This window comes from Gleimia europaea ACS-120-V-Col10b, assembly GCF_000411155.1.
Classification (GTDB): domain Bacteria; phylum Actinomycetota; class Actinomycetes; order Actinomycetales; family Actinomycetaceae; genus Gleimia; species Gleimia europaea_B.
Genome location: NZ_KE150266.1, coordinates 71,766 through 87,393 on the forward strand (window position 1 = coordinate 71,766; position 15,628 = coordinate 87,393).

13 protein-coding genes are annotated in these 15,628 nt (G+C 56.1%); 8 read left to right on the forward strand and 5 right to left on the reverse strand.

From position 1 onward, the window contains the following. The first annotated feature begins 5 nt into the window (after positions 1 to 5). The 5 genes from HMPREF9238_RS00345 to HMPREF9238_RS00365 all read left to right on the forward strand — a co-directional run bounded on the left by HMPREF9238_RS00345 (position 6) and on the right by HMPREF9238_RS00365 (position 3,708). A complete protein-coding gene (locus HMPREF9238_RS00345; RefSeq protein ID WP_016443445.1) occupies positions 6 to 710 on the forward strand; it encodes a hypothetical protein in 705 nt (234 codons plus the stop codon). Between the two features lie 74 nt (positions 711 to 784). Next, on the forward strand, positions 785 to 1,348 hold the full coding sequence (locus HMPREF9238_RS00350; RefSeq protein ID WP_016443446.1) for a YceD family protein: 564 nt from the start codon (positions 785 to 787) through the stop codon (positions 1,346 to 1,348). Then, the gene (rnc, locus tag HMPREF9238_RS00355) at positions 1,345 to 2,079 is read left to right on the forward strand and encodes a ribonuclease III (protein ID WP_016443447.1); all 735 of its coding nucleotides are present in this window, start codon (positions 1,345 to 1,347) and stop codon (positions 2,077 to 2,079) included. The genes HMPREF9238_RS00350 and rnc overlap by 4 nt, the downstream gene beginning before the upstream one ends. Before the next feature lie 12 nt (positions 2,080 to 2,091). Further along, the gene (gene mutM, locus HMPREF9238_RS00360) at positions 2,092 to 3,000 is read left to right on the forward strand and encodes a bifunctional DNA-formamidopyrimidine glycosylase/DNA-(apurinic or apyrimidinic site) lyase (RefSeq protein ID WP_016443448.1); all 909 of its coding nucleotides are present in this window, start codon (positions 2,092 to 2,094) and stop codon (positions 2,998 to 3,000) included. A gap of 39 nt (positions 3,001 to 3,039) precedes the next feature. After that, entirely contained in the window at positions 3,040 to 3,708 is a 669-nt protein-coding gene (locus HMPREF9238_RS00365) for a response regulator (RefSeq protein ID WP_016443449.1), read from the forward strand. A 25-nt stretch (positions 3,709 to 3,733) separates the two neighbouring features. Here the strand turns inward: HMPREF9238_RS00365 and HMPREF9238_RS00370 are convergent, their stop codons facing one another. From HMPREF9238_RS00370 to HMPREF9238_RS00390, 5 genes are all read right to left on the reverse strand, one after another. Beyond that, entirely contained in the window at positions 3,734 to 5,383 is a 1,650-nt protein-coding gene (locus HMPREF9238_RS00370; protein WP_016443450.1) for a sensor histidine kinase, read from the reverse strand. A gap of 11 nt (positions 5,384 to 5,394) precedes the next feature. Continuing rightward, positions 5,395 to 7,173 carry a thiol reductant ABC exporter subunit CydC gene (cydC, locus tag HMPREF9238_RS00375; protein ID WP_016443451.1) on the reverse strand — a complete coding sequence of 593 codons (1,779 nt, stop codon included), beginning with the start codon at positions 7,171 to 7,173 and terminating at the stop codon, positions 5,395 to 5,397. Beyond that, the gene (gene cydD, locus HMPREF9238_RS00380) at positions 7,170 to 8,903 is read right to left on the reverse strand and encodes a thiol reductant ABC exporter subunit CydD (protein WP_016443452.1); all 1,734 of its coding nucleotides are present in this window, start codon (positions 8,901 to 8,903) and stop codon (positions 7,170 to 7,172) included. The genes cydC and cydD overlap by 4 nt, the downstream gene beginning before the upstream one ends. Before the next feature lie 107 nt (positions 8,904 to 9,010). Further along, entirely contained in the window at positions 9,011 to 10,135 is a 1,125-nt protein-coding gene (gene cydB, locus HMPREF9238_RS00385) for a cytochrome d ubiquinol oxidase subunit II (protein WP_016443453.1), read from the reverse strand. Between the two features lie 19 nt (positions 10,136 to 10,154). Beyond that, positions 10,155 to 11,696 carry a cytochrome ubiquinol oxidase subunit I gene (locus HMPREF9238_RS00390; protein WP_016443454.1) on the reverse strand — a complete coding sequence of 514 codons (1,542 nt, stop codon included), beginning with the start codon at positions 11,694 to 11,696 and terminating at the stop codon, positions 10,155 to 10,157. Between the two features lie 493 nt (positions 11,697 to 12,189). Between HMPREF9238_RS00390 and HMPREF9238_RS00395 the strand changes: the two genes are divergently transcribed. The 3 genes from HMPREF9238_RS00395 to rpmA all read left to right on the forward strand — a co-directional run bounded on the left by HMPREF9238_RS00395 (position 12,190) and on the right by rpmA (position 15,553). Next, entirely contained in the window at positions 12,190 to 14,769 is a 2,580-nt protein-coding gene (locus HMPREF9238_RS00395; protein ID WP_016443455.1) for an Rne/Rng family ribonuclease, read from the forward strand. Positions 14,770 to 14,924: 155 nt separating this feature from the next. Beyond that, the gene (rplU, locus tag HMPREF9238_RS00400; protein WP_040316408.1) at positions 14,925 to 15,245 is read left to right on the forward strand and encodes a 50S ribosomal protein L21; all 321 of its coding nucleotides are present in this window, start codon (positions 14,925 to 14,927) and stop codon (positions 15,243 to 15,245) included. Between the two features lie 47 nt (positions 15,246 to 15,292). After that, entirely contained in the window at positions 15,293 to 15,553 is a 261-nt protein-coding gene (rpmA, locus tag HMPREF9238_RS00405; RefSeq protein WP_016443457.1) for a 50S ribosomal protein L27, read from the forward strand. Positions 15,554 to 15,628 lie beyond the last annotated feature (75 nt).

Sequence of the window (15,628 nt, forward strand, 5' to 3'; positions counted from 1 at the left end):
AAATCATGAGCGATATTTACTCGGATGATCTGCAGGATGCGCAGGCGGGGCAGCCTATTGACGACGTGTACGGCCCTTCCACGGTGATTGCGGCTCTTGACCAGATTGAAGATCTAGTTGAGATCGCGCGCGCACTGCCGATGAGCGCTTCCGTGCTGGTAAACAAGGCGGAGGTTCTTGACTTGTTGGAGCAGGCGCGTCAGGCTCTACCCGATGATTTGGTAGCTGCCGACGCTGTGGTTGCGGATGCGGACGCGGTGATGGGACGCGCGGATTCGGCAGCCGAATCAACTATTAATGAGGCCAACGCCAGGGCTAATGCCATGGTTGAGGATGCGCGTGTAAAAGCTGATGATTTGGCGCAGCGTTCGCGCGAAGATGCCGAGTCTGTTCGTGAGCGCGCCGCAGCGGAGGCGGAGCATCTGGTTACGAAAGCTAAGGAGAAGGCCGAACAGATCGTTGAGCAGGCGCGCGGCGAGGCCGAGGCTTTAATCGCACAGGAGAACATTTCTGTGCAGGCGCGGGAACGCGCTGAAGAGATTGTGAGCTCGGCGCACCAAAAAGCTGTGGAACTTGCTGAGGACGCCGATCAGTACTGCGCGGATTCTTTGGAAACGCTTGCGATCGCGATTGATCGTATTGCACATCAGACTCATGCCGGCCAGGACGCAATCGAGTCTCGCCAGGAGGCTCGCCGCGCTGGGCGCTAAAATATCTGTCAGCGCGGCCCTGCGCAAAAGGGCACATTATCTAGCTTTAGGTACTTTTCTTGGAGGGATTAGCGATGGCTGATCGCCAGTTTAATGGTGCGATCTTGGATATTCGCACGCTGCCCGCAGAGCCGGATCAGGAGCGTAGTTTTCATCTTGATATGGAAGCGCCGGATGACCTTGGCACGGTTGTAATGGAGGTTGTTCCCGGGTCTGTGGTGAGCGTTGACATCACGGTTCGTTCCCTCGTTGAGGGGGTGCTGTTTGCGGGGCGCGCGGTCTCGCAAGTGCGTTCTGAGTGTGTGCGATGCCTAGAACCGATTGAAAGCGTGGAGACCACGGAAGTCTCGCAGATGTTTTTTACGCCCGAAGCCATTGCGCGTATGCGTGAGGAGCATGGCGAAGAGGGGGTTGAAGACCTCGACGTCTTGGATGATGATGAAATTGCGCTGGAGCCGATTTTTAGGGATGCGATTGTGACGAGCTTCCCGTTTCAACCTTTGTGCAAGCCTGATTGCAGGGGGCTTTGCGATGTGTGTGGTAAGAAGTGGGAGGATCTGCCGAGCAACCACATGCACGAGGTGATTGATCCGCGTTTCGCTAAGCTTGCGGCACTGCTCGAGCAGGATGACAAGTGAGTAAACAAAAATCAAGAGAGGATCACTGGGAGGTTGGTGATCCTCTAGATCTGTTGGGGCGCTGGCGTATTCATCTGGATCCGGAACTGTTAATACTTGCCTTGACGCACCGTTCATTTGCCTATGAACAGGGAGATTTGCCGCATAATGAGCGGCTGGAGTTTCTGGGCGACTCCGTCTTGTCGATCATCGTGACGGAACATCTTTTCCGCAAGTTCCCCACCTGCAGCGAAGCCCAGTTGTCGCGCATGCGGGGGGCCATAGTTTCGCAGGTGACTTTGGCAAAAGTTGGCCGAAATATTGGCCTCGGTGATTTCATTCTGTTGGGGAAAGGGGAGAATCTGACGGGTGGGCGCGGTCGCGATTCCATCCTTTGTGACACGGTTGAAGCTCTTATCGGAGCGACGTATTTGTCGCATGGTCTCGAGCCCACACGCAAAGTGGTTGAAGAGCATTTGCGTTCGTTCTTGGCAGATGCGGTTGAGCTAGGGCGTTCATCCGATTACAAGACCACGTTGCAGGAGTACACCGCGCAGGCAGGCCTGGGGGAGCCAATGTATGAAACTACGAGCCGGGGTCCAGATCATGCGCGTATTTTCAGCGCCACAGTGTCCATTGGTGGGGTTGTGATGGGCGAGGGAGAAGGCACGTCGAAGAAAACCGCGAACTCAAGTGCAGCAAAGGCGGCCTATTTCCGCTTGCGTGAAGACGATTCGAGTAGCGCCGAGTAGCCGGAGCAAGTAATGCCTGAACTTCCCGAGGTAGAGACTATCCGTATGGGCTTAGCTCCCCATATCGTGGGACAAACAGCTGTAAACGTAACTGTGTGGGGCGAGCGCACAGCGCGCAACCAGCCGGGTGGTCCTGCGGCGTTGGAAGAAGCTATCCGGGATAAAAAGGTGGAGGCGCTGGCGCGCCGAGGCAAGTTTTTGTGGGCTGAGCTCGATAGTGGGAATGCCCTCGTGTTTCACTTGGGAATGTCGGGGCAACTGCGACTAAGCGATGATGAACGCCCGCGCTACCGCCACGAGCACGCCAGAATCGTTTTGAGTAACGGCCGCGTGCTCTCATTCGTGGACCAACGCACGTTCGGTCGAATCGAAGTATGTGATTATATTCCCACTCCGGATGGGGCGCTGGCAGGTCAAGGTGCCACCTTGAACGCGATCCCACAGTCCGCGGCTCATATTGCGCGTGATCCGTTGGATCCAGCGTTTGATCCGGGCCGGGTAGTACAGAAGATCCGCGCGTCAAAAAGCCCGGTGAAGAATCTTCTTTTACACCAGGAGGTAGTCTCTGGAATTGGCAACATTTATGCGGATGAGGCGCTGTTTGCAGCTGGCGTGCACGGCAAGCGCAGGGGAAAGAATGTCCGAGTTTATGAGTTGCGCAACATTTTAGAAGAGGCTGAGGCCGTAATGCGCAGGTCGATTGAGGTGGGCGGAACCTCTTTTGATGAGCTGTACGTAAATACGGCCGGAGAGCCGGGCTATTTCGCTCGTTCTCTGGCGGTCTATGGGCGCACTGGCCAACCCTGCAGGCGCTGCGGCGCGTCTATTGCTAAGGTGACAATTGGGGGTCGTTCACATCATTTTTGCCCCGTGTGTCAGTCCCGATCCCGGCCACGTCGGGACCGGCTCGCCGAACTTTAACCGTGGTGAGCAACGGCCATGTTCATATAGGATGATCCGATGACAATGAAGAACTCAGATACCGACTCAACCATCCGCGTGATGGTTGTAGATGACCATGAAATCGTTCGCTACGGTATTACAGAACTTATCGGCCGTACCGAAGGGTTTGAGGTGGTTGCGGAAGCTGGCAGTGTGCAAGACGCTATAACCAGGGCAGACTTGACCTCGCTTGATGTGATGTTGGTTGATTTGCAGCTACCTGATGGTACGGGCATCGAAATCATGAATCATGTGAAGAAAGCGCTTCCGGACACGAAGTGCGTTGTTCTAACGTCTTTTGACGATGACGAGGCGCTTGCGGAGTCCTGTGACGCGGGAGCGAAGGCATTCATCCTGAAGAAGGTACGCGGTGCTGAAGTGACTCGCGTAATCCGTTTGGTTCATGAAGGCAAGGTACTACTGGATGAGAAGATCATCACCCGCAAGGCCGATAATGAGGGCGATATATTGGCAGCCCTGACGCCCGCAGAGCGCCGCATTGTTGGGCTGATCTCCAAGGGAATGACGAACGCGGAAATCGGTGAGCAACTGGGCATTTCTGAAAAAACAGTTAAGAATCACATCACCTCGTTGCTGTCAAAGATGGGTTTGAAGAGGCGCACTCAGGTCATGGCGTGGGCAGCCGGGCAACAAACAGCGCCGTGGCGCACACACCCCTCGCCCTAGACTGCGGTGGTTACAGGCGCCGCTTTCATGCCACGGGCATAACGCATTTGAGGGTGGTGCCACGGTCTGCCCGTCTTTCAACGCTCATTGTGCCACCATGCTTATGCACGCGCTTGTATAGATTTGCCAGCCCCGAATTTCGTGTCCTGTTCGGGTTGATCCCAACTCCGTCGTCGCTTATTACTAGTTTGATTTCAGGTTCAAGCTGAGTGTGTAGATCGATAATAACTTCAGCTGCATCAGCATGGGCATGACGAGCTACGTTAGAGAGTCCTTCGCGCACGAAAGCGGTGATGTCATTGGCAAGTTCGTCGTCGAATAAGAATTCCACTTGTTTAATGAGCGGATCTTGCACATCGGTGATGAGCTGATTATCAATTTTTACAATACATGAGGGGGCAAAACCGAGCGATCTTCGCGCCAGTGAAGTGACCTGCTGGATCCGTTCGAATACGTTGGTTCCATCGTTTTCATTCTTAAGGTCTTGCACGATTGCGCGAACCTGGGCAACGGAGTTATCAACTGCGTCAAGGGCACCATCTAAATACTGTTTCACCTCATCGCTGGCGTTGATATTCTCAAGCTCGTTTTTCGCGGTGGTGATTTGCATACCGGCTGCAAAAAGTTCTTGAATGGCGAAATCGTGCAGGTCAGCACTGATTCGTTCGCGCTCGTGCGTGAGCGCAGTCGTTTCTATAATGTGGCGAGCTTCAAATACTTCGAGGCCAAAGGCGGCTTGCATGGCTACGCCTTCGGCAAAACGAAGTTCGGGCATGTCAAAAGCAATGCCGCCTTCTTTGCGTAAAAGTATGAGTACGCCGACGGCTTCGTCGCGTTTTAGTAGGGGAGCGTAGAGGGCGGGGCCGAATTCCCGCATTGGCTCGACCTTCACGTTCGGCACGGCAGAGAAGGATTCAACAACCATTCCGGCCTTTTCTAAGAGCACAAACCTGGCGCGTCCGTCCTCTGGGAAAACCGTGCCCAGCAGGTCTTGGGCCTTGTATCCGGTGGCGGATTCGCACACCCACGTGTCGCCCACGGACGGCAGGACCATGAGAACGGTGTCTACATGAAGGCCATTTTCGATTGCGGAAATAACAGGTTCAAGTCCTTCGTCTTCGCTTGCATCGAAGAGGGCTTGGGTCACCGCTTGGCTTGTTTCTATCCAGCGTTCGTCTTGCTCAACGCGCCGTGACAGTTCGGAGACGTCTATTTCGAGGCTGATGGTTTTGGCGATTTGGGTGACGATACGGAGGTCGGTTTCGGTGTATGGGTCAACCTTGTCAATAACTACAAGACGGCCAAGTATCTGGTCGCGCAGCAGTACGGGCACGCCAATGATGCGACTTACATCAAGGGTAGTGCCGGCATGGAGAATGTCGGCGTTAATTTCATTGATAATGATGGGGGAGTCGGGGTGAATGTTTGCGGCGATTAGGCGCAGAAACGTTTTTGCTGCCGCGTCCATGTTTTCAAACCGCGTGTAATTTGAGATGAGGAGTGAGGGGGATCCCCACACGTCTTGGACAGCGAACATGGAGTGGGCAGATTCGGTGAGAGCGCACACCTGGTGAACCAGGTCTTCGAGTTTGCCTTCCAGTTTGGGATCAGCTTCGAGGAATGAGGTTGCGTTTACCAGGGTGTCGCACGAGTTGGTTTGGAAAAGATCAAACATGACGATTGCCTCTATTTGGAGGTTTCAAAAGTGCCTTCGCGCGCAAGCGCCCAGCGGTATGCACTGTTTCCCGCCACGAGTTCAGCGTGGGTGCCGCGTGCGGTTATGGTTGCGGGTTCGCCCTTCTTTGCCGAGATAACCATTGCCTGTTCCGCTTGGTCTAGGGGAGTGAGACGGTGGGTTACAACAAGAACCCCCAGGTCGCGGCTTTTGTCATCTACGGTTAGGAGGTCACGGATTAGCTTGTCAGCGGTGTGGTTATCGACGTGCTCGCCCGGCTCATCGATGAGGAGGAGGGGCGCCGGCGCTGCGAGAGCTCTTGCCAGAAGAAGGCGCCGTCTTTCGCCCCCTGAAACTGTGGTGCCACCAGAGCCAAGGATAGTTGATATACCTTCTGGAAGGTTGGTGCGCCATTCATGCAATCCGGATCGGTCAAGTAGAGCAGTAGCGTCATCTTCGGTTAGCGCGGGGTTGGCCACGCGGAGGTTTTCCAGCACGGAGGTTGCGAAGATGTGCGCGTCCTCGGCGGTCAAAGAGACCCGTTTCCCAACTTCTGCACGGTCGGTACCGTAAATGTCTACGCCGTTCAAAGTTACGCGTCCGGATTTTGGCTCCAGCATTCCCGCGAGGGTGAAAAGTATCGTGGACTTGCCAATGCCGGAGGGGCCAACGAGGGCGAGCCGGGAGCCGGGTTTGAGTTCGAGGTTGATGTTTGTGGCAACTACGGGTCCGTCCGGCCAGCCTACGCAGAGGTTTTCTGCTTTCAATACGGGGACTTGCGAGGGCGGAATGTCTGTACGGTTGGGTGTTTCTTCAGTGTTGAGGATCTCGTCGATGCGGGTTGCGGCGCGGGCGGAGCGGATGAGTTGCACGGCGGCCGGTCCAAGCTCTGCGGTTCCTTCGAAGGAGGAAAGCGGAGTGAGTACGAGTACAGCAAGGGCAACGGCGGAGACGAAGCCGGCATGCACTTGCGGTATGCCAAGAACGATTGCTCCGGCCACTGCCAGCCCCATGGCGATACCGTCAATGGCGGCAGCGAAGGCGGCGGGGCGCGCTGCCTGATCTTTGGCGCGGGTGAGATCGTGCTGGGTTTGGCGGATGGAGTCGCGAACGCCTTGCATTTTTCCTGACACCGCAAGCTCGGCGTAATGGTCGGTGAGGGTAAGGGCCTCACTTGCCAGTTCAGTGCGGGCTTTTTCTTCTGCGAGTTGGGCAATGCGCGCTGAGCGAGCGGTGAGCAGGGGGCCTATTACGCCAGATAGTAGGAGGCAAAATGCTAAAACTAGCGCTACCGAGGGGGACAAAAACGCAATTCCGATAACTGTGCCTATACCGGCTACTGCCGCGATCCAGGCGGGAAGAACTGATTTTACAAGCAGGTCTCCCAGAGCATCCACATCCGCGCCGGTTCTCTCGAGAAGGTCTCCGCGTTTTAGCTTGGTGATGGCATCGGTTTTTCTTGTTGCGAGCGTGCGGTACACGTTTTCGCGAAGGTCAGCGATGCCGTAAATGGCAACGGTGTGGGAAGCGAGGCGCTGCGCGTATCGCAACACGGCTTTTGATACGCCGAAGAAGCGAACCCCTACGGTGGCCACGGTGAGGAAGAGTACGGGTGGCATCTGTGATGCGCGAGCGATGAGCCACGCGGATGTGGCTCCCAGACCGATGGTGGCGCCAAGGCCGAGGGCACCAAGGAATACTGCAAGGGCGAATTGCGCCTTGTTTACTTCCAGCATAGGCATGAGCCGTTTGAGTGCTGCACGTTCTTGCTTGGTAATGAACAGGCTCATCGGGTTTCCTCCAACAGTCGGGGCTGTTCGGTAAGGAAGAACTGTTCGACAGTCTTTTCCGCAAGTTGCGGGTAGTCCTGAATCTCTTGCTTGGTGGCCGGCCGCGCCCTGACTTCTAGGATCGCGTCGGCGGCGTCAATTACGGCCTTGCGGTGTGCGATGACGATTACCGTCCGCCCCATGTCGCGCAGGCGAACCATGGTGTCGATAACTTGTGATTCGGTGAGCGCATCTAGGTGTGCGGTGGGCTCGTCGAGTATTACCCACGGGGTTTGCTCAAGCAGGGCGCGGGTTAGCGCAAGGCGCTGGCGTTGCCCAACCGAAAGGCCAATGCCTCCCTGTCCCACCGGAGTCTCCCACCCAGTGGGGAGTTGCTCCACTACTTCAAGAAATCCGGTTGCGCGTGCGGCGTCCTCGAGTTTGTCTTGGGAAACGTCAAGGCCGAAGGTGACGTTTTCGTGGATTGTTCCGGGCAAGATTGCGGGTGCTTGAGGAACCCAGGTGTGCTGTTGCCACCACGAGGACGGTTCGATGTCGGCGAGGTCTGTTCCGCCTATCAGTACGCGTCCGCGGGTGGGTTTGAGCAATCCTAGAAGCACCATGACCGTGGTGGTTTTTCCGGCGCCGGATGGGCCTACGAGAGCGGTGATTTTCCCGGTTTGGATGGTTGCGTTAAGTCCGGCTGGCGCCCACGCGCCGCGCGCGGCTACGTTAAGGTCTGCAAACTGGACGCTCTCGTGTGTAAGGTTTGGCGCCTTGACAGTCCCCGTAGCCTGTACCGGCTCTTCAAGAATTTCGAAGGCTGCGTTGGCTGCGGCCACCCCGTCTGCTGAGTTGTGGAACTGCTTGCCAACTTCCCTAAGCGGCAGGTAAACCTCGGGTGCCAGCATGATTACGATCAAGCCGGCGTAGAGGGAAATATTGCCGTAAACCAGGCGCATTCCGACTTCGACAGCAACGAGGGCAACGGACAGGGTGGCTATGAACTCCAAAATGGCGCCGGATAGGAACGCAACGCGCAGGGTTTGCATGGAGGTTTTCGCGTGCGTCTGGCCCAGCTCATGTACGTGTTTGTTAGGCGCATTTTCGCGCCCCAGGGCTTTCAACGTGGCGAGGCCGGCGATGAGGTCAAGCAGTTGCGAGCCAAGCCTCTCCATAGTCTTAAGTTTTTGGTCGGAATACTCCTGGGTGAGCTTTCCTATCAGGATCATGAAGATCGGGATGAGGGGGATGGTGAGTATCGCGATGATTGCGGACAGAAAATCGTAGTAGAGCATGACGGCGAGTGCTACGGGAGTAACCGTCATCGTCATGAGCAGTTGCGGCAGGTAGGACACGAAGTATGGCCCCAGGTCGTCTAGGCCGCGAGTTATGAGGGTGATTGTGTCGGTGCCCTTGCGAGCTAGCCAGCGCGGGCCGAGCTTGGTCACGTGGTCAAGCACCTGTTCACGAAGTTCAATAATGGCGTCGTTTGCGGCGCGGTGTGCGCGTGAGTTTAGAAGATAGAGCAAGCCGGCGCGCACGCTCACTATTACAAGTAGCGTAATCACCCACGGATAGACGTCTGCCAGGCTTTTACCTTCGGATATGACGGGGGATATAGCTGAGGATATTGAGATTGCTTGCGCGAGTACGAGGACTGCTGTGAGCGTGCCAAAAATGGTGATGAAAATGATGTATCTCTTGGCCGCTGCCGCGTATGTCAGCAATCGTTTATCCAGAGGTTTCACGCTTACCGATCCTGTACTTTCCTACGATTTCAAGTGGAATATAAATCCTATATTAGAGATGCGGGGCTGACCGTGCATTGGTCAGCCCCGCATCTTGGTGTTTTCATCTAGCCTTTGAGGAAGTTCGCTCCAACGCGGATCTGCTTGGGTAGCAGACCTTGGTTTTCTGCAACGTCTTCAGGCGAGACGCGCTTGCGGAATACCCAGTAGGAGTACGCCGTGTACGCGAGGACGATCGGTACCATCACGATCGCTACGGTCAACATTACGACGAGCGTCGAGTGTGAGGACGACGCCTGCGCGATGGTGAGGGAGTACGCCGGGTCGATGCTGGACTTCATTACGTTCGGTGCCATGGCAACGAAGATGAAGGAGACAGCGCCGGCAATTCCAACCGAGGATGCGAGGAACGAGCCCATCGAATTGTTGAGAGCCTTCTGCGATAGTGCGGCCGACACGATAAGGGCGATTGCGGCAACCACGAGCGGTAGCCATGCCCAGGCGGAGCCGGCGTAGGCGATTACCGCCCACAGCGCCCAGATCGCGGTGACGCCAGCGGCGATGATCGAGAGCTTGGAAGATAGTGCCTCCGCGCGATCATGTACTGGGCCGGCAGTCTTGAGCGACAGGAACTGTGCGCCCTGCGAGAGGGCGAGAAGCAGAACAGTTGCGCCACCAAGAAGTGTGAACACCGTGAGTAGCGAGAAGAAGCCGCCCGTTAGGTGGTGTACGGAGTGTACGAGCACTTCGTCGGTAATCGGGGGAGATACTGCCTCGAGGGTCATCGGGTCTACGACCTCGATCTTCATGCCCTGGACGAGGTTTGCGAATGCAACACCGAACAGTAGGGGAACGCCGAAGCCAGCCACAGTGTGGATGGTGTCCCATGTGGAGCGCCATTTGACCGAGTCAATCATCTTGCGCCACTCGATCGCTGCGATACGCAGGATGAGGAGGACAAGGATGAGGAACAGCGCTAGGTACATGCCGGAGAACATGGTGGCGTACCACTCTGGGAATGCGGCGAAAGTTGCGCCACCTGCGGTGAGGAGCCAAACTTCGTTGCCGTCCCAGTGAGGGCCGATGGTCTTCACAGCTTGGGAGCGTTCTTCGTCGTTCTTAGCGACGAACGGGAGGAGGGCACCAACCCCGAGGTCAAAGCCTTCCAGAATCAAGTAGCCGGTCCAGAGGACGGCGATGAGAATGAACCAAACGATACTGAGCCAACTCATTGTTTATACCAATCCTTCCTCAGTATCCGAACGACAGATGAGTGTCGGGGGTTACTTCATTCGTCTTCGAGTAGGGCACGTGCATGCCTTCACGCACCCAGCGACGCAGAAGCAGGAACCAGATCACGCCGAGCCCGCCGTATAGGAGGGTGAACAGCACCGTGGTTACCAGCACCTGGCCGGCCGGGACGGTGCCCGATGCGGCAAACTCGGTTAGTTGCAGCACGCCACCTACTGGATCCTGGTTCAGCGCGCCAGCGATGTTCGGGTATACCACCCATGGCTGGCGGCCGATTTCGGTGAAGATCCAACCTGCGGATGCGCCGATAAACGGCCACGGCAGGCAGAAGAGGGCGAAGTTCGCCATCCACTTGGAGCGGGCGAGGTTTTCACCGCGGTACCAGTAGAGGATGCCCAGGCCCAGAAGCATCGAAATGAGGCCGAGCGTAACCATCACGCGGAACGAGTAGAACACGGGCATCGACGGGGGACGGAAGTCGTACTGCGATGCGTCCCCGTAGCGCGATGTGAACGACTCGTTGGCGTTGAGCATCTCTACCATACGGTCTTGGATGTCGCGCACGCCTTCTACTTCCGCATTGAACGAGTTATGCGAAAGGAACGAGGCAAGACCAGGAACGGTAATGAAGCGGGTCATGTCTCCCGAGTCGTCGAGCGGGCATTCCCCAAAGCCTGCGACGGTGAAGGCAGCGCCTTCGGTATCCATACAGATACCTTCAGCAACCGCCATCTTCATTGGCTGGAGCTTGACCATTTCTACGCCCTGGAAGTGGCCGGTAGCAATGGTGCCGATACCCGCAATGATTAGGGCCCAGGCACCGAACTTTGCGATCGGTTTCCAGATCTCGCGTGCCTCCTGTTCGCCGTGTTCGCCAGCGTTCGCGGCTCGCACCGTCCACCACACCGCGATGCCGGCAACGAAGGTGCCAGCTACGAACAGGGAGGTGAAAAGAACGTGCGTGAAACCGAGGAAGAGCACGGGGTTGGAGATGACCTTGAAGAAGCCGCCAGCTCCGTCAAGTTCTGCACGGCCGGTGGCCGGGTTGTAGAAGGCGCCTACAGGGTGCTGCATCCAGGAGTTTGCAGCGAGGATCCATACGGCTGACAGTGTGGAGCCAATAGCCACGAGCCAGATCGCAACGAGGTGCATCCGCTTTGAGATGCGGCCCCATCCGAAGATCCATAGGCCAAGGAAGGTCGATTCCATGAAGAATGCAAGCAGTGCTTCAACTGCAAGCGGTGCGCCAAAGATGTCGCCGACAAAGCGGGAGTATTCAGACCAGTTCATGCCGAACTGGAACTCCTGCACAATACCGGTGGCGACGCCGAGCGCGAAGTTAATCAGGAAGAGTTTTCCAAAGAATCGCGTTGCCTGCAGCCAGACCTCATTACCGCTTCTGTGCCACTTGGTTTGCATGATTGCAACCAGCAGGCCCAGACCGATAGTTAGGGGTACCTGTAGGAAGTGGTAGACAGTTGTGATTGCAAACTGCCACCGCGCCAGAAACACTGCATCGAGTGCTGCTGGGAGGACGGTCATGTTTCCGCCTTTCCGAGTTGATAGGTTAAGGCCGACGATTTTCGACGACCCGTCTTAAACACCACTTTAAGCATGAAAACAAGGTGCGTGAAGAGAAAATGTCTTCAAATCGAGATTCTATATGACAAAGCGTGCAATAACGCGCCTGTTAAACGGCTCACAGCGACATTTTTAGGTAACAAAACGGTATACAAAAAAATAATTAGAAAATATTGTTGTTTCTTAAAAATGTTTTCGTGAAGCGTTCGTTGTTCCTCGGGGCGAATTTGCGATCGTGAAAATGGTGTTTAAAAGCGCATTTTCGTTTCTCGCCCGCCTGTATTCGGCCGAACTTTATATATTGTGCGATAATTCCTTTTGTAGATGCTTTCACCATACCGTGAAAGTGGCGCGTGCAGGTGATGTTTTCTCCCTGTTTAGTGCCTGTGCAGGCCGTCGTGGCCGCACCGTTTAGGTTTCCGTCTGTGTAAGACGGCTGCCGCAGGAGTTTGGTATGGAGCCCTGCGCTAACTGGAGAAGACTTGTGACAACAGAAAATAATAATGAGGCTGACCGGGCCGAAAAAGGGTTCGCATCGGAACCGTTTTCGCACGGCGGAAGCGCTCCCGTTTTCTCGGGTGCGCAAGGAGTAAATGAGGACGCTCCGCAAGGGCCAAAGGTCCCTGTGGCTGCTGCGGCTACGCTACTGTTTCAGGCCCCGACCATTTCTCACCCCATCCAAAGTGAGGGTGACGACGAGCGTCCCGCTCGTAACCGCAACTCGCGCAGGCGCCGAGAAGAGCTGGAAGAAGAGTCGGACGCCTCGTCCACGCTCGATGACGATGAGAACGGTGATGATCGCTCGCAACGCTTGGGGCAGGAATCTAACGAAGAACAAGTCACGGCGGTGCGTCGGCGTCGGCGCAGGCGTACCTCGGCAGAAGACGACTCGGCTTCTGAACTGTCTAACGAGGTTGAGGGCGTAAAAGGTTCCACGCGTCTAGAGGCAAAACGCCAGCGAAGGCGGGAAGGGCGCCTGGAGAATCGTCGTCGCCAGGTGGTAACCGAATCGGAATTCTTGGCGCGTCGCGAGTCGGTGAAGCGCGAGATGATCGTGCGGGAAAAGAACGGTTTGAACCAGATCGCCGTCCTGGAAGATGGCCTGCTGGTTGAGCACTACGTTGCGCGGCGCACGCAACAGACGATGGTGGGCAACATTTACCTCGGTCGGGTACAAAACGTCTTGCCGTCGATGGAGGCTGCATTCGTTGATCTTGGTAAGGGTCGTAACGCCGTTTTGTATGCCGGTGAGGTGAACTGGGAGGCCCTTGGATTTCAGGGCAGGCCGCGTCGCATCGAGCAGGCTCTAAAATCTGGCGACACCGTGTTGGTGCAGGTAACGAAGGACCCGATTGGGCATAAGGGGGCGCGTCTGACTTCGCAGGTCACGTTGGCGGGTCGTTTTCTAGTGCTGGTGCCGGATGGGCAGATGACGGGCATTTCTCGCAAATTGCCTGAGAAGGAGCGGGCGCGTCTGAAAAAGCTGCTGTCTAAGATCGTGCCGAAGGATTCGGGAGTAATCGTCCGGACCGCTGCGGAAGGTGCTACGGAAGAACAGTTGCGCGATGATGTGAATCGCCTGCGGTCGCAGTGGGACGAGGTTGTTCAGAAGCAGAAGAAGGGGCAAAAAGCTCCTGTAATGCTGCGGTCGGAGCCGGAACTGGCTGTTCGCGTGGTACGCGATGTCTTTAACGAGGATTTTGCTTCGCTGACGGTGCAGGGCGCTGGTACGTGGAAGACCATCAGCGAGTACGTGTCGAAGCTGTCGCCGGATTTGGAAGATCGCCTGGTTCATTGGACGAAGCGAGAGGACGTGTTCCACTCGCATCGGGTTGATGAGCAGCTTGCGAAGGGAATGGATAATAAGGTCTGGCTCCCCTCGGGTGGTTCACTGATTATCGACCGCACGGAAGCGATGACTGTGATTGACGTGAACACGGGTAAGTTCATTGGTTCGGGCGGCACGCTTGAAGAGACAGTCACTATGAATAACCTGGAGGCGGCTGAAGAGATCGTGCGTCAGCTCAGGCTTCGCGACATCGGTGGAATTATCGTCATCGACTTCGTTGACATGGTGCTCGAGTCTAACCGTGACCTTGTGCTTCGCCGGCTCGTGGAGTGTTTGGGGCGTGACCGCACGCGCCACCAGGTTACGGAGATTACTGCCCTCGGACTCGTGCAAATGACGCGAAAACGGGTTGGCGAGGGGCTGGTGGAGGCATTCTCTACCCCTTGTGAGTGCTGTGAGGGACGGGGCTTCATCGTCCATTCGAACCCGGTAGAAAAAGACAAGTCTGGCCATCCGATCGCGCCGAAGAAACAGAAGGCGGAACCGGTACAAGAACCGGAATCTGACCAAAAGCACGAGGAAGTGAAAGCCGCGCTTTCGGCTATCGCGGCCTCGGCTGCCTCGAAGCATCATGATGACGAGGAAGAGGCGGAGAAGAACTCGAAGAAGTCTGATCGCAGGCGGGGACAAAGAAACCGTAAGCGTCGCGATGACAAGAACTTGGGAAGCGGATCCGCTGAGTCTGCCGCCAGGGAGGCTAGTGAGCCAAATGCTTCTGCGGAGCAAGAGAGTAGCGACGAGGCGACCAAGTCGAAGAAGTCTGGCAACCGGTCGGGCAACAGGCGCGGTTCTAAGCATGCTAGCGAGACGGCGACTGGCGCAAAGTCTGCGGGTGAGGATACCCCTAAGCAGGAAGGAGAGCGGTACAAGAGTGCGTCCGGGGATAGTCAGCCTAAAGAACTGACTGCAGGGCCGAAGGTCGCGAAACTTCTGGAAGCTCCAAAGCATTCGGGGGAGGGCGCAGTAGTGGTGCGCAAACGGCCACGGCGAGCAGTCACCATGGAGGTTGGAAACCCGAAGGTGAAGCTCGACCTACCCGAACCGGTGAAGACCGGAAAGATTGGAAGGCCCGCAGCTGTGAGCCTCGACGACATTCAGCTGCCAGATGCTTCTGCTCGCCCGGCAAAGAAGTCCCGGAGGGCGGTAATGGCGCAGCCGAATGCGGGTAGAGAAGAGGATAACTGAACTCAAGGCGACACGCGCGTGGCGCCGGTGGTGAATCCCACATGCCTGTGAGTGGCAAAACGAGCAAATTCGTTTGATTGCTACGCGCGTTTGCAGTAGTCTTGATCGTCGGTGCGTTTCTTCGAACGCATAATTAATTCGTAATCTATTAAGAGATGAGTAGCAACGTGGTCTACGCGATCGTCAAGGCCGGCGGCCGACAGGAGAAGGTGTCCGTCGGTGATGTCGTCGTCGTCGACAAGTTGGCAGGAGAACCCGGCGATACTGTCGAACTCCAGCCCCTAATGGTGGTCGACGGTGACAAGGTAACCGCGGACGTGTCGAAGCTCGACAAGGTTAAGGTAACCGCTGAAATCGTTGAGCCCACCAAGGGGCCGAAGATTTCTATTATCAAGTTCAAGAACAAGACTGGCTACCGCAAGCGCCAAGGTCATCGTCAGCCCATGACGAAGATCAAGGTAACTGGCATCAAGTAGTTGGTGTTCCTAAACTCGGTTTAGGACTGACAGAAAGAAGCTGAAAGATGGCAAGTAAGAAGGGACTCGGTTCTTCCAAGAACGGTCGCGACTCTAATGCCCAGCGTCTCGGCATCAAGCGCTTCGGAGGCCAGTTTGTGCAGGCCGGCGAGATCCTAGTTCGTCAGCGCGGGACTCGTTACCACGCTGGTGAAAACGTAGGTCGCGGCAAGGATGACACGCTTTTCGCCTTGGTTGCAGGTGATGTTGAGTTCGCGAACAAGCGCAATCGTCGCGTCGTTAACGTGGTTGAGGCAGTATCTGCCTAACTAGTCTTAACACTTTGAGGGTGATCGGGGTTTCCCATCACCCTCATAGTTTTATTATCCGAAGTTGTGAAGCTT